This is a genomic window from Salmonella sp. HY31 (assembly GCF_042604575.1).
GTDB classification, from domain to species: Bacteria; Pseudomonadota; Gammaproteobacteria; order Enterobacterales; family Enterobacteriaceae; genus Salmonella; species Salmonella diarizonae.
Genome location: NZ_CP170479.1, coordinates 4,337,500 through 4,356,269 on the forward strand (window position 1 = coordinate 4,337,500; position 18,770 = coordinate 4,356,269).

At 52.2% G+C, this 18,770-nt stretch carries 13 protein-coding genes, 1 tRNA gene and 2 pseudogenes; 11 read left to right on the forward strand and 5 right to left on the reverse strand.

The features are described 5' to 3' along the window. Positions 1 to 171: 171 nt before the first annotated feature. The 4 genes and pseudogenes from dnaG to ACE15A_RS20780 form a co-directional block, all read left to right on the forward strand. On the forward strand, positions 172 to 1,917 hold the full coding sequence (gene dnaG, locus ACE15A_RS20765) for a DNA primase (RefSeq protein WP_000918865.1): 1,746 nt from the start codon (positions 172 to 174) through the stop codon (positions 1,915 to 1,917). A 149-nt stretch (positions 1,918 to 2,066) separates the two neighbouring features. Beyond that, a complete protein-coding gene (rpoD, locus tag ACE15A_RS20770) occupies positions 2,067 to 3,914 on the forward strand; it encodes an RNA polymerase sigma factor RpoD (protein ID WP_023248592.1) in 1,848 nt (615 codons plus the stop codon). A gap of 118 nt (positions 3,915 to 4,032) precedes the next feature. Continuing rightward, positions 4,033 to 4,155 carry a transposase domain-containing protein gene (locus ACE15A_RS20775; RefSeq protein WP_023248593.1) on the forward strand — a complete coding sequence of 41 codons (123 nt, stop codon included), beginning with the start codon at positions 4,033 to 4,035 and terminating at the stop codon, positions 4,153 to 4,155. Between the two features lie 19 nt (positions 4,156 to 4,174). Then, a pseudogene (locus ACE15A_RS20780) lies at positions 4,175 to 4,317 on the forward strand (IS4 family transposase); the annotation flags it as partial. A 113-nt stretch (positions 4,318 to 4,430) separates the two neighbouring features. Here the strand turns inward: ACE15A_RS20780 and mug are convergent. Next, positions 4,431 to 4,937, reverse strand: a complete 507-nt coding sequence (gene mug, locus ACE15A_RS20785) for a G/U mismatch-specific DNA glycosylase (RefSeq protein ID WP_053508234.1) — start codon at positions 4,935 to 4,937, stop codon at positions 4,431 to 4,433. 125 nt (positions 4,938 to 5,062) lie between these two features. Between mug and ACE15A_RS20790 the strand changes: the two genes are divergently transcribed. Beyond that, positions 5,063 to 5,138, forward strand: a tRNA-Ile gene (locus ACE15A_RS20790). A gap of 330 nt (positions 5,139 to 5,468) precedes the next feature. Here the strand turns inward: ACE15A_RS20790 and ACE15A_RS20795 are convergent. Further along, positions 5,469 to 6,236 (reverse strand): siderophore-interacting protein, encoded by a 768-nt coding sequence (locus ACE15A_RS20795; protein ID WP_023246582.1) that lies wholly within the window; start codon positions 6,234 to 6,236, stop codon positions 5,469 to 5,471. 232 nt (positions 6,237 to 6,468) lie between these two features. Here ACE15A_RS20795 and ACE15A_RS20800 point away from each other — a divergent pair, with 232 nt between their 5' ends. After that, entirely contained in the window at positions 6,469 to 7,116 is a 648-nt protein-coding gene (locus ACE15A_RS20800) for a PadR family transcriptional regulator (protein ID WP_088733696.1), read from the forward strand. On the opposite strand, the gene ACE15A_RS20805 is transcribed toward ACE15A_RS20800, so the two are convergent. Together ACE15A_RS20805 and ACE15A_RS20810 are read right to left on the reverse strand one after the other, a co-directional pair. Continuing rightward, on the reverse strand, positions 7,113 to 8,678 hold the full coding sequence (locus ACE15A_RS20805) for a methyl-accepting chemotaxis protein (protein WP_023246584.1): 1,566 nt from the start codon (positions 8,676 to 8,678) through the stop codon (positions 7,113 to 7,115). The two genes, ACE15A_RS20800 and ACE15A_RS20805, sit on opposite strands and share 4 nt — an antisense overlap. A 403-nt stretch (positions 8,679 to 9,081) precedes the next feature. After that, complete coding sequence (locus ACE15A_RS20810) at positions 9,082 to 10,602, reverse strand: PAS domain-containing methyl-accepting chemotaxis protein (protein WP_023246585.1); 1,521 nt, start codon at positions 10,600 to 10,602, stop codon at positions 9,082 to 9,084. 429 nt (positions 10,603 to 11,031) lie between these two features. Between ACE15A_RS20810 and ygjG the strand changes: the two are divergent. Both ygjG and ACE15A_RS20820 read left to right on the forward strand, forming a co-directional pair. Continuing rightward, positions 11,032 to 12,411 (forward strand): annotated as a pseudogene (gene ygjG, locus ACE15A_RS20815) (putrescine aminotransferase). 170 nt (positions 12,412 to 12,581) lie between these two features. Beyond that, positions 12,582 to 14,600, forward strand: a complete 2,019-nt coding sequence (locus ACE15A_RS20820) for an FAD-dependent oxidoreductase (protein ID WP_053508241.1) — start codon at positions 12,582 to 12,584, stop codon at positions 14,598 to 14,600. Between the two features lie 81 nt (positions 14,601 to 14,681). Here ACE15A_RS20820 and rlmG read toward each other — a convergent pair whose 3' ends face one another. Next, positions 14,682 to 15,818, reverse strand: coding sequence for a 23S rRNA (guanine(1835)-N(2))-methyltransferase RlmG (gene rlmG, locus ACE15A_RS20825; protein ID WP_023246589.1), 1,137 nt, complete (start codon positions 15,816 to 15,818; stop codon positions 14,682 to 14,684). A gap of 85 nt (positions 15,819 to 15,903) precedes the next feature. Here rlmG and ACE15A_RS20830 point away from each other — a divergent pair, with 85 nt between their 5' ends. The 3 genes from ACE15A_RS20830 (at position 15,904) to ACE15A_RS20840 (ending at position 18,762) form a co-directional block, all read left to right on the forward strand. Further along, positions 15,904 to 16,395: a M48 family metallopeptidase gene (locus tag ACE15A_RS20830; RefSeq protein ID WP_023246590.1), complete on the forward strand. Its 492-nt coding sequence runs from the start codon at positions 15,904 to 15,906 to the stop codon at positions 16,393 to 16,395. 131 nt (positions 16,396 to 16,526) lie between these two features. After that, entirely contained in the window at positions 16,527 to 17,525 is a 999-nt protein-coding gene (locus ACE15A_RS20835; protein WP_023246591.1) for a Gfo/Idh/MocA family protein, read from the forward strand. Positions 17,526 to 17,793: 268 nt separating this feature from the next. Beyond that, entirely contained in the window at positions 17,794 to 18,762 is a 969-nt protein-coding gene (locus tag ACE15A_RS20840) for a TerC family protein (protein ID WP_001098835.1), read from the forward strand. The last annotated feature ends 8 nt before the right edge of the window (positions 18,763 to 18,770 follow it).

Consider the following 18,770-nt stretch of genomic DNA (forward strand, 5'->3'; position numbering starts at 1 on the left):
GGAATGCGCGGCTTGTTTTCGTTTATGCATTAGCATATACACAAAATCATTCATGCTGCGTCCAGGCGGCAAGAGAGTAAATCCCCGGCGCTTACGCAAGTCAGCGACAGGGGTGAGCGAACGCAGCCAACACTGCGGCAGCCTGAAGGATGACGTGTATAAAAGGGGCATATGGCTGGACGAATCCCACGCGTATTTATTAATGACCTGCTGGCGAGAACCGACATCGTCGATCTGATCGACGTGCGCGTAAAACTCAAGAAACAGGGCAAGAACTATCACGCGTGTTGTCCATTCCATAATGAGAAAACCCCTTCTTTCACCGTAAACGGTGAAAAACAGTTTTATCACTGCTTTGGATGCGGCGCGCATGGCAATGCGATCGACTTTCTGATGAATTACGACAAGCTCGAATTTGTCGAAACCGTCGAAGAATTAGCGGCCATGCATAACCTGGAAATCCCCTATGAAGCAGGCACCGGGCTTAGCCAGATAGAGCGCCATCAACGGCAAAACCTCTATCAGTTGATGAATGGGCTGAATGACTTTTATCAGCAGTCGCTTACCCATCCTGCGGCAAAACCTGCGCGTGACTATCTGCAAAAGCGCGGTCTGAGCGCTGAAATTATTCAGCGTTTCGCCATTGGCTTCGCGCCGCCAGGTTGGGATAACGCATTAAAGCGCTTCGGTAATAACAGCGATAACAAAGCATTGTTGCTGGATGCCGGAATGCTGGTCAATAACGAGCAGGGCAGCACTTACGATCGTTTCCGTAATCGGGTCATGTTCCCTATTCGGGATAAACGCGGCAGGGTGATTGGTTTTGGCGGTCGAGTTCTGGGGAACGACACGCCGAAATACCTTAACTCTCCGGAAACCGACATTTTCCATAAAGGCCGCCAGCTGTATGGCCTTTATGAGGCTCAGCAATATAGTGCTGAACCGCAACGCTTGCTTGTGGTCGAAGGTTATATGGATGTCGTCGCACTAGCGCAATATGACATTAACTATGCGGTCGCCTCGCTGGGTACCTCAACCACGGCAGACCATATGCATATGTTATTCCGGGCGACGAACAACGTGATTTGCTGTTACGACGGCGACCGGGCAGGCCGTGATGCCGCGTGGAGAGCCCTGGAAACAGCAATGCCCTATATGACCGACGGTCGGCAGGTACGCTTTATGTTTTTACCTGACGGCGAAGACCCGGATACGCTGGTGCGTAAAGAAGGCAAGGCGGCTTTCGAAGCGCGGATGGAGCAGGCGCAGCCGCTCTCTACGTTTCTGTTTAATAGCCTCCTGCCGCAGGTGGATTTAAGCTCGCCGGATGGCAGCACGCAGTTAGCCGCGCTGGCGCTGCCGCTCATTAATCAGGTGCCTGGCGACGCGCACCGTATTCAGTTGCGCCAGACGCTGGGGCTGAAGTTAGGCATTTTCGATGATAGTCAGCTTGATCGTTTAGTGCCAAAACAGGCGGAAAGCGGCGTTTCCCGCCCGGCTCCGCAGCTAAAACGCACGACCATGCGTATACTGATAGGATTACTGGTGCAGAATCCGGATCTCGCGCCGTTAGTGCCGCCCTTAGACGCGCTGGATCAGAATAAGCTGCCGGGACTTGGCTTATTTAAAGAATTGGTCAAAACTTGTTTGGCTCAGCCAGGTCTTACTACCGGACAACTTCTGGAACTCTACCGTGGCACAAATGATGCTGCGACCCTTGAAAAATTATCGATGTGGGACGATATAGCAGATAAGGCGATTGCCGAAAAGACCTTTACCGACTCACTCAACCATATGTTTGATTCGCTGCTGCAACTGCGACAAGAAGAGCTGATCGCTCGCGATCGCACTCACGGTTTAAGCAGCGAAGAACGCCGAGAGCTCTGGACGTTAAACCAGGAGCTGGCCAGAAAATGAATTTAACGGCTTAAATGCCGCATATCAATCGGGAAGCCCCCGACAGCCGCAGTGAGAGGCAGCGGCCAAAATATAAGTATGCCCTCGCTTTAAATGTCGACAGTTATACCGTCGACACCAATCAAACGAATAAGTGTGGATACCGTCTTATGGAGCAAAACCCGCAGTCACAGCTGAAACTTCTTGTCACCCGTGGTAAGGAGCAAGGCTATCTGACCTATGCCGAGGTCAATGACCATCTGCCGGAAGATATCGTCGATTCAGATCAAATTGAAGATATCATCCAAATGATCAACGACATGGGTATTCAGGTGATGGAAGAAGCGCCTGATGCCGATGATCTGCTGCTGGCTGAAAATACCACCAGCACCGATGAAGATGCGGAAGAAGCTGCTGCACAAGTTCTGTCCAGTGTTGAGTCTGAAATCGGTCGTACGACTGACCCGGTACGCATGTATATGCGTGAAATGGGCACTGTTGAACTGTTGACCCGGGAAGGCGAAATCGACATCGCTAAACGTATCGAAGACGGGATCAACCAGGTTCAATGCTCCGTTGCCGAATACCCGGAAGCCATTACCTATCTGCTGGAACAGTACGATCGCGTTGAGGCTGAAGAGGCCCGTCTGTCCGATCTTATCACCGGCTTTGTCGATCCGAACGCGGAAGAAGATATGGCGCCGACCGCAACTCACGTCGGCTCTGAGCTCTCCCAGGAAGACCTGGATGATGACGAAGACGAAGATGAAGAAGACGGCGACGATGATGCCGCCGATGACGACAACAGCATTGACCCTGAACTGGCACGCGAAAAATTCGCAGAGCTACGCGCGCAATACGTCGTCACGCGCGACACCATCAAAGCGAAAGGCCGCAGTCATGCCGCCGCGCAGGAAGAGATTCTGAAGCTGTCTGAAGTGTTCAAACAGTTCCGTCTGGTACCGAAGCAATTCGACTACCTGGTCAACAGTATGCGCGTGATGATGGATCGCGTTCGTACGCAGGAACGTCTGATCATGAAGCTCTGCGTCGAGCAGTGCAAAATGCCGAAGAAAAACTTTATCACGTTGTTCACCGGCAACGAAACCAGCGAAACCTGGTTCAACGCCGCCATCGCGATGAACAAACCGTGGTCGGAAAAACTGCACGATGTCGCGGAAGAAGTGCAACGCTGTCTGCAAAAACTGCGGCAGATTGAAGAAGAGACCGGCCTGACCATCGAACAGGTGAAGGACATCAACCGTCGCATGTCCATCGGGGAAGCGAAAGCCCGTCGTGCGAAGAAAGAGATGGTTGAAGCGAACTTGCGTCTGGTTATCTCTATCGCCAAGAAATATACCAACCGCGGTCTGCAATTCCTCGATCTGATTCAGGAAGGCAACATCGGTCTGATGAAAGCAGTCGATAAATTTGAATACCGCCGCGGCTACAAGTTCTCCACCTACGCTACCTGGTGGATTCGTCAGGCGATCACCCGCTCTATCGCAGATCAGGCGCGCACTATCCGCATTCCGGTGCATATGATTGAGACCATCAACAAACTCAACCGTATTTCCCGGCAGATGCTGCAAGAGATGGGCCGCGAGCCAACGCCGGAAGAGCTGGCTGAACGGATGCTGATGCCGGAAGATAAAATTCGTAAGGTGCTGAAAATCGCCAAAGAGCCGATCTCCATGGAAACGCCGATCGGCGACGATGAAGATTCGCATCTGGGGGACTTCATCGAGGATACCACCCTTGAGCTGCCGCTGGACTCTGCCACCACCGAGAGCCTGCGTGCCGCCACCCACGATGTGCTGGCTGGCCTGACCGCCCGTGAAGCGAAAGTGCTGCGTATGCGTTTCGGTATTGATATGAACACCGACCATACGCTGGAAGAAGTGGGTAAACAGTTTGATGTTACTCGCGAGCGTATCCGTCAGATCGAAGCAAAAGCGCTGCGTAAGCTGCGCCATCCGAGCCGTTCTGAAGTGCTGCGCAGCTTCCTCGACGATTAATTCGCCGTACACGTATAAACACCACCGCGAGGTGTAATGCCGATCAGTTAAGGATCGGTTTACCGATCCAGTGGCTATGTAAGAATCCGGAGATGCTCACCCGTTTCCGGATTTTTTTATGCACATTGGACAGGCTTTTGATCTGGTATCACGTTACGACTCCCTGCGCAAACGTCGCCTGTCGCTGGAAATGATGGTCTGGTGCATTGTCGGTATGGCGCTTCCCCCCTTCATCAGATAGTAAATCGTCTGGACAGCCATCGTCGGGCCGCATCCCGGAACTGATGCCTGACCTGGAAAGCTGAAGTTACCGACAAGAAGGGAAAGAGCCTTCCCGAGGGTGGTAAAAGAGAGGCCCTGGAAATACCCCACAGCCCCGAAAAAGGACCAGTCAGTTGCTTAACTGGCTGGCATTACACCGCGAGCTGGCGTTTTTTATCAGGTCACGCGCAAGCGCCCTATTTGGCCTACAAAATTTTTACAAAGTGCGAGTATTCGCGTCCTCATTCAACATTGTTATAGCCCACGCATAATGAGCGCCTGATCCAGCTCACGATAAGCTTCGACCAGTTTTTCCGTTTTAATACGGTTTAAACCGCTGGGATTCGGCAATACCCACACCATCGTCGCGCCAATGGCGATATTTTGTTTACCCCAGGCGATACCGCGCTGGCTGAATCCCTGTTCAAAAGCCTGTTTACCAAGCACCGCCAGCGCCGCAGGCTGGTAATCCTCTATCTTTTCAATCAGGCTTCGCCCGCCGCTACGTAACTCATGCAACTTCACTTCTGTCGCCTGAACAGTCGGTCGGTCGACTAATTTCGTTACCCCGCAGCGAAAATCCAGTAATTTTTCCGCCTCCTCCGGTTTCAACTGTCGATCGGTAAAACCAGCCAAATGAATAACCTTCCAGAAACGATTCGCAGGATGAGCAAACGGGAAGCCGGTATTCGCCGAGGAGAGCCCCGGATTGATGCCGCAAAAAACCACCCGTAGCCCTGGCGCCAGTATGTCCTTAACCATTATCACTCCTGAGCAATACAATGTTCTTTAAGTATAACGGTTTGAAAATACATTGTTTATAAAAACAGCACCCGCACGGTTATGGCTGGATTGCTGCGTAAAGTTACATTATAATCCACCGCCACGGCCCCTTAGCTCAGTGGTTAGAGCAGGCGACTCATAATCGCTTGGTCGCTGGTTCAAGTCCAGCAGGGGCCACCAAATTTTAGCTTTAAAATCATATAAAAAAGCCACTCGAAAGAGTGGCTTTTTTATTTCTCAATCTCAAAGTGACGATAAAATGGCGGTAAATACTCTATTGCCATATGATTGGCTTAGCCTTCTGACAAATAGTTCTCTCATCCCCGCATCCGCTTTTGTTGCTATTTGTCTTTTCATTCTCAGAGAGTTGCCAGACGGATGTCGAAAAGCTAAGGCCAGGAAACATGAGATTCGAGCGTTAAAGCAAATTTTCGCGCGCGAATGCCAACTTGCCTGGTTCATGCTACGTCCATCTGCGGGATGAGAGACCGGGGGTTAACGCCTCTACAGTTACTTACGATGCCAATAGGCTGCCGCACGTACCAGGTGTGGATCAAACCCAATTTCAAAGCGCTGACTTAAACGTTTCACCGTCTTGCCTTCGCCAGTAATCCAGATGAAATAGTCTGATTCTGGTATTATCAGCTGCGACAGGCGCGTTTGTATTGCCTGTTCATCGCCGCCAACAACATACTCCACAGTCATGTCCGCCAAATGGGCGAGATAATCGCGATATGCCGCATCCTGAATGCTCACCAGCGCGGTTACTGCGGGACGTGCAGGCAGACGGCTAAGCGATTCCAGACGACGACGCAGCGCGGGCATACCGGACTCATCGCAGACATAAACCTGACAGCCATAGTCTTCCGGCACCACCAGCGACCCGCGCGGCCCGCCAATCGTCAGTATATCGCCTTCACGCGCTTCCATTGCCCAACGGCTGGCTACGCCGCCATCGTGGATAAAGAAATCCAGCGCCAGCTCGCGACGTGCCTCATCATACAGCGGCGTGTAATCCCTGGAGGTCGGACGAACACCCTCCCCCCAGATAATGCCTTCCTCAGTGACTGTCGGGGGCGTAAAGTGGCTGCCTGGCTCAGGAAAAAAGACTTTCGTGTGATCGTCAAAGCCCTGGGATGTAAAACCCTCCAGCGCCTCGCCGCCAAGTACGATCCGCTGAAATCCTGCGCTAATACGTTCTACCCGCAGAACGGTCAGCTCGCGAAAACGCAATTCATTACGAACACGCTGTGGATAGCGTACAGATGATGTCGTCATTTTTTGCCTTCGTAAAATAATACGATATATCTAAATTAAAGTTTTAAATGATAATGATTGTTAATCATGAAAAATGCAACTGTTTTTTGATAGTGTTCTTGCTGCGCTTCGTTACTCACCACTTAAAAAATAAATCGTTATAAATTAATAAATTATAATAAAAAACAATCTTAGCCTTGCTAAAAGCCAACACTTAGATATAAATTAGATATATCTAAATAAGCAGGAGGCAATGATGCAAAATCAACATGAAGGGTGCTGCAAAAACCGGGAGCATAAGCACGATGGCTGCTGTAAAGATCGGGAACATCAGCATGAAGGCTGCCATAGCGCGCATCAGCATGAGAACGCCAGTTGCGGCGGCGAACACCGTCACGGACACGGCTGCGGCCGTCATGAACGGGGCGGCGGCCGGCGTCAGAGATTTTTTGGCCACGGCGAACTTCGGCTGGTCATCCTTGATATCCTGACCCGGGACGCCAGCCACGGCTATGAACTGATTAAAGCGATAGAAAACCTGACGGGGGGCGGCTATACGCCAAGCGCCGGCGTGATCTACCCTACGCTGGATTTTTTACAGGACCAGCAATTTATCACTATTAGCGACGAAGAAGGCGGGCGGAAAAAAATCGCGATTACCGCGAAGGGCGAGCAATGGCTTGATGAAAATCGCGAACATCTGACGCATATTCAGACGCGGCTAAAAGCCCGTTGCGTCGGCATGGAGTTACGTAAAAATCCGCAGATGAAGCGGGCGCTGGATAACTTCAAGGCCGTGCTGGATCTGCGGATAAACCACAGCGATATCAACGACGCGCAAATCAAACGCATTATCGGCGTGATTGATCGCGCGGCGCTGGAGATCGCCGAACTGGATTAAGCAGGCTGCGCGTCCTCTTCCCGGACGCGGAACACGTTAACCAGCTCTTTTAAATGTAACGCCTGTTCGTTCAGCGACGCCGCGGCGGCAACAGACTCCTCCACAAGGCAGGAGTTTTGTTGCGTGGCGGCGTCAATCAGGCCAATCGCGCTGTTAATCTGCGAAATACCGTCAGTTTGCTCGCGGCTGGCCTGCCCAATCTCACGTAATATCACATCCATCTCTTCGACGTTGTCCACCATGCCATTAATCAGGGCGCTGGCTTTCTCCACCAGTTGCATACCTTCCTGGGTCTGACTGGTTGAATCTTCAATCAAATTACGGATTTCACTGGCCGACGAGGCGCTCTTTTGCGCCAACTGGCGAACCTCCCCCGCGACAACGGCAAAACCGCGCCCATGTTCGCCCGCGCGCGCCGCTTCAACCGCCGCGTTCAGTGCCAGAATATTGGTCTGAAAGGCAATGGAATCAATGATATTGATGATATCCGACATACGATTTGCCGTATCGTTAATGACGCGCATTTTCTGCGTCACTTGATTCATCATCTCACCGTTGTTTTTCACCACGCTGGCGGCGCCGGCAGAGAGTTTGGTCGCTTCACTGGTATGATCAGCCGTATTTTTAACCGTGGCGGTAATCTGTTCCATCGACGCCGCCGTTTCTTCAACTGAGCTGGCCTGCTCTTCCGTACGCGCCGCCAAATCCTGGTTACCGGCGACAATTTGCGCCGCCGCCGTGGAGATACTTTCCGAACCGTTTTGCACTTCCTGTACGATATCCAACAGACGCGTTTTCATCGCCATCAACGCTTGCAGTAGCACGCCCGTTTCATCTTTATAGTCGGTGGTGATATGGCGAGTCAGATCGCCATCGGCAATCGCCTCGGCAAAGCGTACCGCTTCATCAAGCGGTCGGGTAATGGAACGTACGATATACCATCCCATTACGCATCCGGCGGCGATGCTTATCAGCGCCAGGGTAATTAACAGCGTCCTGTTAGTTTTAAAATCTCCTTCGACCTGCACGCCCGCGTTGTGCATCTGCGCATCCTGAACGGCGATAAGCTCCTGAACTTTATCCTTATAGACCTTTTGCACCTGCACCGTTCTGGTCATCATCTCCTGAATGGCCGCCTGACGATTATGGCTTTGAATATCTTGCAAAATACGGAATCGGGACTCCAGGTATTGCTGGCGCGCTTCACGGATCTCGGTAATGATTTTCTGCGAAGCCGCATCGTGACGATTGCTGGAAAGCTCATCCAGTAGCGCCGTAATACGCTGGCTTATCTCATCCAGCTCTTTCTGCGAACTCTGGCTCCAGCGCCCCTCCTCATCCAGTAGCATGAGCTGCTGCGCGATGATGAAATCATTAAAATTATCGATTAACAGATTGGCTTTCACCGTGGTGGGATAATCATTGGTAATAATGTTCTGCATACCTGTATTAGCCCGATCAAGGCTAAACAAAGACAGAGCGGAACTCACTACCATGAGTACAATGAATAAACCAAAGGCAATAAATAATTTCGAACGTATTTTAATGTTATGCAAAAACATATTTTCTCCCTGGGATTGCATATCCTCATACAGGAAGGTTTATCGGCAAAAATGTTACTAACTTTATGATATTGATCGTTTTTTATTTCGGAACATTATTAGTAAATAAATTTTATCGATTACAGAAAAATGAGCCAATAGTGATATGAATTGACACTCATAATGAAAGAAATATGCTAAAAGGTTAACCATTTCTAATTAATTAACCAAGCTGGCACCTATAAATAGGTAGACAGAAGAGAAAAAATAACAGTTATATTAAAATTTATTTACATGATTTTTAACGGTATATGTGACTGGTACTCTCTATGACGGCAGAAACCTTCCTCTATCAGAGCGCATCCGCCCGGTAGGCCTGTTGCTGCCGGGCGGACGTCAGTACGGCTGTCACCTGCAAATAAACTTAATGCAGCACCGTGACCGCATCCTCCAGCCGGCTGGCACGGTGTTTTACCATTGCCGACACTTGTGCGCTCTCTTCCACCAGCTCCGCATTTTTCTGGGTTATGCGGTTCAACTCATCCACTGCGCGGGTCAGGCTGGAGAGTCCATCTGTCTGTTCCAGCGTCGACTGACTGATGCGGGCAATAAGCTGGGTGACATTTTGCACCTGGGCTACAATGTCATCCATAGTACGACCTGCGGCGTGAACCTGCCCGGAGCCTGACTGCACCTTTGTTGCGCTGGCATCAATTAATTTACGAATATCGTTCGCCGCGTTAGCGCTGCGGCTGGCAAGATGGCGCACCTCGCCAGCAACCACTGCAAACCCTTTCCCCTGCTCGCCCGCTCTCGCCGCTTCTACCGCGGCATTCAGCGCCAGGATGTTCGTCTGAAAAGCGATATCGTTAATTAGCGTGGTGATCGTCCCGATACGTTGCGTACTGTTAGCGATATCATCCATCGTTTTAATGACTGTAGCCATCGCCTCGCCTCCCTGAGTCGCCGCGCTACTGGCCGCCATGGAAAGCTTATCCGCAGCGGAAGCCGTCTCGGAATTGAGCTTCACAGACTCCGCCATCTGGTTCATGGTCGTTACCGTTTCCTGAACATTCTCCACGGTCTGACGGGTGTGCTTATTCAGATCATCGTTACCCTTCGCCAGCCTTTCACTGCCGTTTCTGACGCTGGAGACCTGACTTGACACATCATTAATCAGCCAGCGGCACATCAAGCCAAGCTGCCCCACTGCCCTCAGCGTCAGCCCCAGCTCATCGCTACGATTAAGATGTTGTACGCTGTTGCGTTCACCGGTCGCCACTTTCAGCGCCTGCGTCGCCACATTTTCAATGGGACGCACAATTTGCCATTCAAACAGCGCCGTACCTGCCAGTATTGCCAACTCGCCTATCAGCAACGCCTGCCATGACGCATCCGTATAGAACATCGCCAACGCCAGCATCACTGCCATTAGCCCCATAATGCTACGTACTCGCCAGCGAACAGGCATAGCGGGCAGTTTGCCCAGCAAGCCCTGACGAACCACCAGTCCTTTATGAATACGTTTATTACACCGCCCTTCATTCAGCGCCTGATATAAAGGCTCGACGGCGGCAATCTCCTCATCCGTGGCGCGGGTACGAATCGACATATATCCCGTCATACGCCCTTCACGTATCATCGGTACCGCGTTGGCCCGTACCCAATAATGGTCGCCGTTTTTACGTCGGTTTTTCACAATGCCGCTCCACGGTTCTCCCTGTTTTAGGGTGTACCACATATCTGCGAAGGCAGCTTTTGGCATATCCGGATGGCGCACCAGATTATGTGGCTGCGCCAGCAACTCGTTTAACTGATAGCCGCTCACCTGGACAAAGGTGTCATTGGCGTGAGTGATATAGCTTTCCAGGTCGGTCGTAGACATCAAAGTGGTATCATCATCCAGCGGAGTATTTCGCTGGCTGACGTAGGGATGAGAAGACATGATAGCGTCCTGTGCAGGTTATCTGTATGTTAATTTTTCTCTCAAATGTTATTTCGGCGCTAATCTATTTATCTTTAGTTGTTAAAATTGACCTGGATCGCAATTTGCAATTAATCCTTAATATTTGTACGATTTTTACGTCATCCTGCGCATTATTTTCATTATGAAATTGTTTAGCGTGGGCAATCTTTTTCTTTAAAATCTGTCCTGGCTCACCTTTTTTTAACGCCGCCGCTAACGCAACAAAGCGTAAACCGTAAAACAAGATCTGCACAAAATGCATCCAATTGTTAATTAATGATATTAAATGTTGTTGAAAAGTGATTATTCCTGGTGTTTATCCTGATTTTCACTATGGACTTTGGCACGCGCTAATCCCTGCAATACTTAATTCAGTATCATGTGATACACGGCCCTCTGGAGCTCATTTTGAACAGGTTACCTTCCAGCGCATCGGCTTTGGCCTGTAGCGCGCACGCACTGAATCTCATTGAGAAGCGAACGCTAAACCATGAGGAAATGAAAGCACTAAATCGAGAGGTCATTGACTACTTTAAAGAGCATGTAAATCCTGGATTTCTGGAATACCGGAAATCTGTTACCGCCGGCGGGGATTACGGAGCCGTAGAGTGGCAAGCGGGCAGTTTAAATACGCTTGTCAACACCCAGGGGCAGGAGTTTATCGACTGTCTTGGAGGGTTTGGTATCTTTAACGTGGGGCACCGTAATCCTGTTGTGGTATCCGCCGTCCAGAATCAACTCGCAAAACAACCCCTCCACAGCCAGGAGTTACTTGACCCCTTGCGGGCGATGCTGGCAAAAACGCTGGCGGCGCTGACCCCGGGGAAACTCAAGTACAGCTTTTTCTGCAACAGCGGCACCGAATCCGTCGAAGCGGCGTTAAAACTGGCAAAAGCGTATCAGTCGCCGCGCGGCAGGTTTACCTTCATCGCCACCAGCGGCGCATTCCACGGCAAATCCCTGGGCGCGCTCTCCGCCACGGCCAAATCCGCCTTCCGCAGACCCTTTATGCCTTTATTGCCGGGCTTCCGCCATGTGCCGTTTGGCAATATCGACGCTATGCGCATGGCATTTAGCGAAGGCAAAAAAACAGGTGACGAGATAGCAGCCGTGATTCTGGAGCCTATTCAGGGTGAAGGCGGCGTGATCCTGCCGCCGCAGGGATACCTGACAGAAGTACGTAAACTCTGCGATGAATTCGGCGCGCTGATGATTCTGGATGAAGTACAAACCGGCATGGGGCGTACCGGCAAGATGTTTGCCTGCGAGCACGAAAATGTGCAGCCTGATATTCTGTGTCTGGCGAAAGCCCTGGGCGGCGGCGTGATGCCGATTGGTGCTACCATCGCTACTGAAGAAGTGTTTTCGGTTCTGTTTGACAACCCTTTCCTGCATACCACCACCTTTGGCGGTAATCCGCTGGCTTGTGCTGCCGCGCTGGCGACCATTAACGTCCTGCTGGAGCAAAGCCTCCCGGCCTAGGCGGAACAAAAAGGCGATACGCTCCTGGATGGTTTTCGACAACTTGCGCGTGAGTATCCCAATCTGGTGCATGATGCGCGCGGCAAAGGCATGTTGATGGCCATTGAATTTGTCGATAACGAAACGGGCTACCGTTTTGCCAGTGAGATGTTCCGTCAACGCGTGCTGGTCGCCGGTACGCTGAATAATGCGAAAACAATTCGTATCGAACCACCGCTCACGCTAACTATTGAACTGTGCGAACAGGTATTGAAATCAGCGCGTAATGCGCTGGCGGCGATGCAGGTGAGCGTTGAAGAGGTTTAAAACCGATGCCGGATAACACTGTGCTTATCCGGCCTGTTTTCCCCGGGTTGCAGCCTCTTTTTTGAATCCCATCACAATCACCACATTCCCCTTTTCCCTTTTACCTCGTGACGGCTACAGTAGTAACTCATCCGACCACATAACAATAATTTTACATACTGGATATGCTTATGAGCTACCCATCGCTGTTCGCCCCGCTCGATCTGGGCTTTACTACTCTCAGAAACCGCGTGCTGATGGGATCGATGCACACGGGTCTGGAAGAACATCCTGATGGCGCAGAGCGCCTGGCGGCATTTTATGCCGAGCGCGCGCGACACGGCGTAGCGTTAATCGTCACCGGCGGTATTGCGCCCGTCCCCTCCGGGGTAGTCATGACCGGCGGCGCGATGCTGAACGATGGCAGTCAATTAGCGCATCATCGCGTAGTGACCGATGCCGTACATGCGGAAGGTGGTAAAATCGCACTACAAATTTTACATACCGGGCGTTACAGCTATCAGCCACACCTGGTCGCGCCGTCGGCAATTCAGGCGCCAATCAACCGCTTTACGCCGCATGAACTGACGCATGATGAAATATTGCAGTTAATCGACGACTTCGCGCATTGCGCGCAACTGGCGCGGGAAGCGGGCTACGACGGCGTAGAGGTGATGGGATCAGAGGGCTATCTGATTAATGAATTTCTCACGCGGCGGACTAACCATCGCGATGACGAATGGGGCGGTGAGTATGCCAACCGTATGCGCTTCGCGGTTGAGGTAGTACGCGCGGTACGCCAGCGAGTAGGGAACGACTTTATTATTATCTATCGCCTGTCGATGCTCGATCTGGTGGAAAATGGCGGCACGTTCGACGAAACGGTACAACTGGCGCAAGCCATTGAAGCCGCAGGCGCAACCCTTATTAATACCGGCATCGGCTGGCATGAGGCGCGAATTCCGACCATCGCCACGCCAGTACCGCGCGGCGCTTTTAGCTGGGTGACGCGTAAACTCAAAGGTCATGTGTCGGTTCCGCTGATCGCGACCAATCGCATTAACGATCCGCAGGTCGCCGAGGCGATTCTGGCGCGCGGTGACGCCGATATGGTGTCGATGGCGCGTCCCTTCCTTGCCGATGCCGAATTCCTGGCTAAAGCGCAATCCGGACGCGCAGATGAGATAAACACCTGTATCGGCTGTAATCAGGCCTGTCTGGATCGGATCTTCATCGGCAAAGTGACCTCCTGTCTGGTTAACCCGCGCGCCTGTCACGAAACCCAAATGCCGATAACGCCGGTCATACGCAAAAAGAACCTGGCCGTTGTCGGCGCAGGCCCGGCGGGGCTGGCTTTCGCGATTAACGCCGCGTCGCGCGGTCATCATGTCACGCTATTTGACGCCCATAGTGAAATTGGCGGTCAGTTTACTATCGCCAGGCAGATCCCCGGTAAAGAGGAGTTTTACGAAACGCTGCGCTACTACCGTCGAATGATCGATGTTACTGGCGTTACGCTGAAACTGAACCAACGGGTGAACGCAGAAGATCTTCAGCCGTTTGACGAAGCGATCCTCGCCTGCGGAATAGTACCGCGTCGCCCGCCGATAGACGGTATCGATCATCCGAAGACATTGACCTACCTGGAGGTATTGCGCGATAAAGCGCCGGTTGGTAAGCGAGTGGCGATCATCGGCTGCGGCGGGATCGGTTTTGACACGGCCATGTATCTGAGCCAGCACGGCGAATCCACCAGCCAAAATATTGCTGAATTTTGTACTGAATGGGGAATTGATACCAGCCTGCTACAGGCCGGCGGTCTGCGCCCGGAAGGCCCGCGCCTGACACGTAGTCCACGGCAAATCGTCATGCTGCAACGCAAAGCCGGTAAGCCCGGAGAAGGATTAGGCAAAACGACCGGCTGGCTCCATCGCGCGACGTTACTGGCGCGCGGCGTGAAAATGATCCCGGCGGTCAGTTACCAGAAGATCGACGACGACGGATTACATCTCTTGATCGGCGGCGAACCGCAGTTGCTGGAAGTGGATCATGTGGTGATCTGCGCCGGACAGGAACCCCGCCGCGAGCTGGCGGAACCGTTACGCGCCGCAGGTAAAACGGTACATCTTATTGGCGGATGCGATGTAGCGATGGAGCTGGATGCCCGGCGGGCGATTGCCCAGGGCACCCGACTGGCGCTGGAGATTTAACGACTTTTGCCCGATGGCGCTTACGCTTACCGGGCCTACGCCGTCATACCGGTTGTAGACCGGATAAGACGCTTGAGCGCCTTATCGACGGCGTCCCTGCTTCACCGCTTTCAGAATGACAAATTTATTGTTGGTTGCTATCGTCGCGCAATTACCGAAAATCTTCTTCAACTTGTGGAAATAGTCCAGATGGCGGTTCGCCACAATATACAGTTCGCCGTTGATTTTCAGGCAGCGGCGGGCATGATGGAACATCTCCCAGGCAATATTATCGGTCAGCGCATGTTTCTGGTGGAACGGCGGGTTACAGAAAACGGCGTTAAAACGGAACGGCTCCACGCCGGAGAGCGCGTTGTTGATCATAAATTCGCAGCGTTCGAACGCTTCCGGCAGGTTCGTTTCTACATTCAAACGGCTGGAATCTACCGCCATCGGCGATTCATCGACAAATACCACGTTCGCCTGCGGATTTTTCGCCAGTAAGCTCAGGCCAATCACCCCGTTGCCGCAGCCGAGATCGACAATCTCCCCGTCGAGGTTTTCCGGCAGATGCTGCATAAAGAAGCGTGCGCCGATATCCAATCCGGTACGAGAAAATACATTCGCGTGGTTGTGAATCGTCCAGCCAGTATCTTCCAGTTTCCAGCTTAGCGTTTGCGGCGCAGCGGCCAGTTGCGGATTGCTGAAGGTACAGTTAATCAGACGCGCTTTCTTCCACGCCAGCGTCGTTGTGGTTGGACCCAGCACTTTTTCAAACAGTTCCAGCGTAGAGGTATGAATATCACGCGCTTTCGCGCCAGCGATAATACGCGTGTGCGCCGTAACCACCTTACGCAAAGCGCGTAACTGCTGTTCCAGCAACGCCAGTGTTTTCGGTACCTTAATCAATACAACGCCTGGCGCCTGCGGGTAGTCAGCGGTACTATCGAGAAACGTTACGCTGGACTCCGCGATGCCGTTATGGCGTAAATTCTCTCGCGTACCCAGTTCGCTTAAATACGAATCGCCAATACTGTATGGCGAATGCTCCGCCAGCGCGCAGCTTAGCGCGCCAAACGTATCATTCAGGATCAGCACCGGGCCGCGAATTTCCGTCTCATCCAGTTGTTGCAGCAGATATTCATCGGCCGCCTCCCACGCCAGAAGCGGGTTAACATCATCCGTTTGCGGAAAACGTTTCAGCGTCAGTGAACGGAAACCGTCGTCTACGTGGCTCATTGGGCCTCCTGAATGGTAAAATTGCGGCGTTATCCCTGAAAAGGGTGCGTGAGTATACACTTTTTATCAGCAACATGGAGCTTTGATGACCTCACTAACTTACCTTCAGGGGTATCCGGAACATCTCCTTGCCCAGGTGCGCACCTTAATCGCCGAGCAGCGCCTGGGAGCGGTGCTGGAAAAACGTTATCCCGGCGCACATGATTACGCCACTGACAAAGCGCTATATCACTATACTCAGGAGCTGAAAAGTCAGTTTCTGCGCAACGCGCCGCCCATCAATAAAGTGATGTATGACAGCAAGATCCATGTGCTGAAAAATGCGCTGGGACTGCATACCGCCGTCTCGCGCGTTCAGGGCGGCAAGCTCAAGGCAAAGGCGGAGATCCGCATCGCCACCGTGTTTCGCAACGCCCCGGAGCCATTCTTACGGATGATTGTGATTCACGAACTGGCGCACCTGAAAGAGAAAGAGCATAGCAAAGCGTTTTATCAGCTCTGCTGCCATATGGAACCGCAGTACCATCAACTGGAGTTTGATACTCGCCTGTGGCTGACGCATCAGGCGCTGGCGTAACTATTGGGGCCGATAGCGCACACTGGTGCCCTTCTCGCCAGTAAAATGCCAGAGTGCGTCGCAGCGCACTGGCAAGGGCGGAAAGGCGTGCTACATTGACGAAAATCCCTTTCTGGAGTCCGCTGACGTTTATGATACGTTTCGCTGTAATTGGTACTAACTGGATCACGCGTCAGTTTGTCGACGCCGCCCATGAAACCGGCAAATTCAGGCTCGCCGCCGTTTACTCCCGTAGTCTTGAACAGGCGCAGTCTTTCGCAAATGATTATCCCGTCGAGCATCTGTTTACCTCGCTGGAAGCGATGGCGCAAAGCGACGCGATAGAGGCAGTTTATATCGCCAGCCCGAATTCCCTGCATTTCTCCCAGACGCAGCGCTTTTTGCAGCATAAAAAACATGTCATGTGCGAAAAGCCGCTGGCCTCTAACCTGGCGGAGGTTGATGCCGCTATCGCCTGCGCGCGCGATAACCAGCGGGTACTGTTTGAAGCCTTTAAAACCGCCTGCCTGCCCAATTTCCTGCTGCTGCGGGAATCGTTGCCGAAAATCGGCAGAATGCATAAAGCATTCCTAAATTACTGCCAGTACTCTTCACGTTATCAGCGCTATCTGAACGGTGAAAATCCGAATACGTTTAATCCGGCCTTCGCCAATGGTTCGATTATGGATATCGGGTATTACTGTCTGGCGTCGGCGATCGCGCTATGGGGCGAGCCGCGCAGCGTTCAGGCGTCGGCGAGTTTATTGGAAAGCGGGGTAGATGCGCACGGTGTCGTGGTCATGGATTACGGCGATTTTAGCGTCACGCTACAGCATTCCAAAGTCAGCGACTCGGTACTGGCCAGTGAAATTCAGGGCGAGGCGGGATCGCTGGTGATTGAAAAGCTGTCGGAATGCCAGAAAGTGTGTTTTGCGCCGCGCGGCGCGCTGATGCAGGATCTGACCCAGCCTCAGCATATTAATACTATGCTGTATGAGGCCGAGGCGTTTGCCCATCTTATTGAGAACCACGCCGTGGAACATTCGGGGTTGTCGCTAAGTCGCGCCACGGCAAAATGGCTGACAGAAATACGCCGTCAAACCGGGGTTATCTTCCCGGCGGACGGTCTGACCCATCCCCTTTCCGCGTAAAATTAAGTAAATCCTATGTTACAGGCCATTGACTCTACGCATGGCCTGTCATACTTTGTTACGCGCAAAGGGGAGTAACTTCATTGTCGGTCGATCGTCATTACGATGTGTGCAACACCACATCCGGTCACCGGGCAGCCATAAAGGAATGCGTCAGCGTATTCCTTTATTGTTGTAAGTGAGACCTTGCCGAATGGCAAGGTCTATGCATAAAAGCAGCGGCTAATGCTATTCGGCGTTAGCCGTTTTTTTTGCATGGGGAGAAATAATGAATACTGTCGGTACGCCATTATTATGGGGTGGATTCGCGGTTGTTGTGGTGATAATGCTATCCATCGACCTGTTATTGCAGGGGCGCCGCGGCGCACATGCTATGTCGATGAAACAAGCGGCGGGATGGTCAATCCTGTGGGTAACGCTCTCGTTACTGTTTAACGCCGCTTTCTGGTGGTATCTGGCTGAAACGCAAGGGCGCGAAGTTGCTGACCCGCAGGCATTGGCGTTCCTTACCGGCTATCTGATTGAGAAGTCGCTGGCCGTGGATAACGTCTTTGTCTGGCTGATGCTGTTTAGCTATTTCTCCGTCCCTCCGGCCCTGCAACGCCGGGTGCTGGTGTATGGGGTTCTTGGCGCGATTGTGTTGCGTACTATCATGATTTTTGCCGGTACCTGGCTTATCACCCAGTTCGAATGGCTGCTGTATGTGTTTGGCGCCTTCCTGCTGTTTACCGGCGTAAAAATGGCGCTGGCGAAAGAAGACGAATCCGGCATTGGCGAAAAACCGATGGTGCGTTGGCTGCGTGGGCATCTGCGCATGACCGATACGATCGAGAACGAGCACTTTTTCGTACGCAAAAACGGCCTGCTGTATGCCACGCCGCTGCTGCTGGTGCTGATTATGGTTGAGTTCAGCGATGTAATCTTCGCCGTTGACAGTATTCCGGCGATCTTTGCGGTCACCACCGACCCGTTCATCGTGTTGACCTCTAACCTGTTTGCTATCCTGGGCCTGCGCGCGATGTACTTCCTACTATCCGGCGTGGCGGAACGTTTCTCGATGCTGAAATATGGTCTGGCGGTCATTCTGGTCTTTATCGGCATTAAGATGCTGATCGTCGACTTCTATCATATTCCTATCGCAATTTCGCTGGGCGTAGTGTTTGGCATTCTGACCGTTACGCTGGTGATTAACGCCTGGGTTAACCATCAGCGCGATAAGAAACTGCGAGCGCAATAAGCTATTAT

Excerpts from the sequence above, each read along its gene's own strand:
- ACE15A_RS20800 (WP_088733696.1), top strand. The coding sequence starts at position 6,469 with ATGATGCAAAATCAACATGAAGGGTGCTGCAAAAACCGGGAGCATAAG.
- ACE15A_RS20810 (WP_023246585.1), bottom strand. The coding sequence starts at position 10,602 with ATGTCTTCTCATCCCTACGTCAGCCAGCGAAATACTCCGCTGGATGAT.
- rpoD (WP_023248592.1), top strand. The coding sequence starts at position 2,067 with ATGGAGCAAAACCCGCAGTCACAGCTGAAACTTCTTGTCACCCGTGGT.
- ACE15A_RS20830 (WP_023246590.1), top strand. The coding sequence starts at position 15,904 with ATGACCTCACTAACTTACCTTCAGGGGTATCCGGAACATCTCCTTGCC.
- ACE15A_RS20840 (WP_001098835.1), top strand. The coding sequence starts at position 17,794 with ATGAATACTGTCGGTACGCCATTATTATGGGGTGGATTCGCGGTTGTT.
- rlmG (WP_023246589.1), bottom strand. The coding sequence starts at position 15,818 with ATGAGCCACGTAGACGACGGTTTCCGTTCACTGACGCTGAAACGTTTT.
- ACE15A_RS20820 (WP_053508241.1), top strand. The coding sequence starts at position 12,582 with ATGAGCTACCCATCGCTGTTCGCCCCGCTCGATCTGGGCTTTACTACT.
- ACE15A_RS20835 (WP_023246591.1), top strand. The coding sequence starts at position 16,527 with ATGATACGTTTCGCTGTAATTGGTACTAACTGGATCACGCGTCAGTTT.
- ACE15A_RS20795 (WP_023246582.1), bottom strand. The coding sequence starts at position 6,236 with ATGACGACATCATCTGTACGCTATCCACAGCGTGTTCGTAATGAATTG.
- ACE15A_RS20805 (WP_023246584.1), bottom strand. The coding sequence starts at position 8,678 with ATGTTTTTGCATAACATTAAAATACGTTCGAAATTATTTATTGCCTTT.
- dnaG (WP_000918865.1), top strand. The coding sequence starts at position 172 with ATGGCTGGACGAATCCCACGCGTATTTATTAATGACCTGCTGGCGAGA.
- mug (WP_053508234.1), bottom strand. The coding sequence starts at position 4,937 with ATGGTTAAGGACATACTGGCGCCAGGGCTACGGGTGGTTTTTTGCGGC.
- ACE15A_RS20775 (WP_023248593.1), top strand. The coding sequence starts at position 4,033 with ATGCACATTGGACAGGCTTTTGATCTGGTATCACGTTACGACTCCCTG.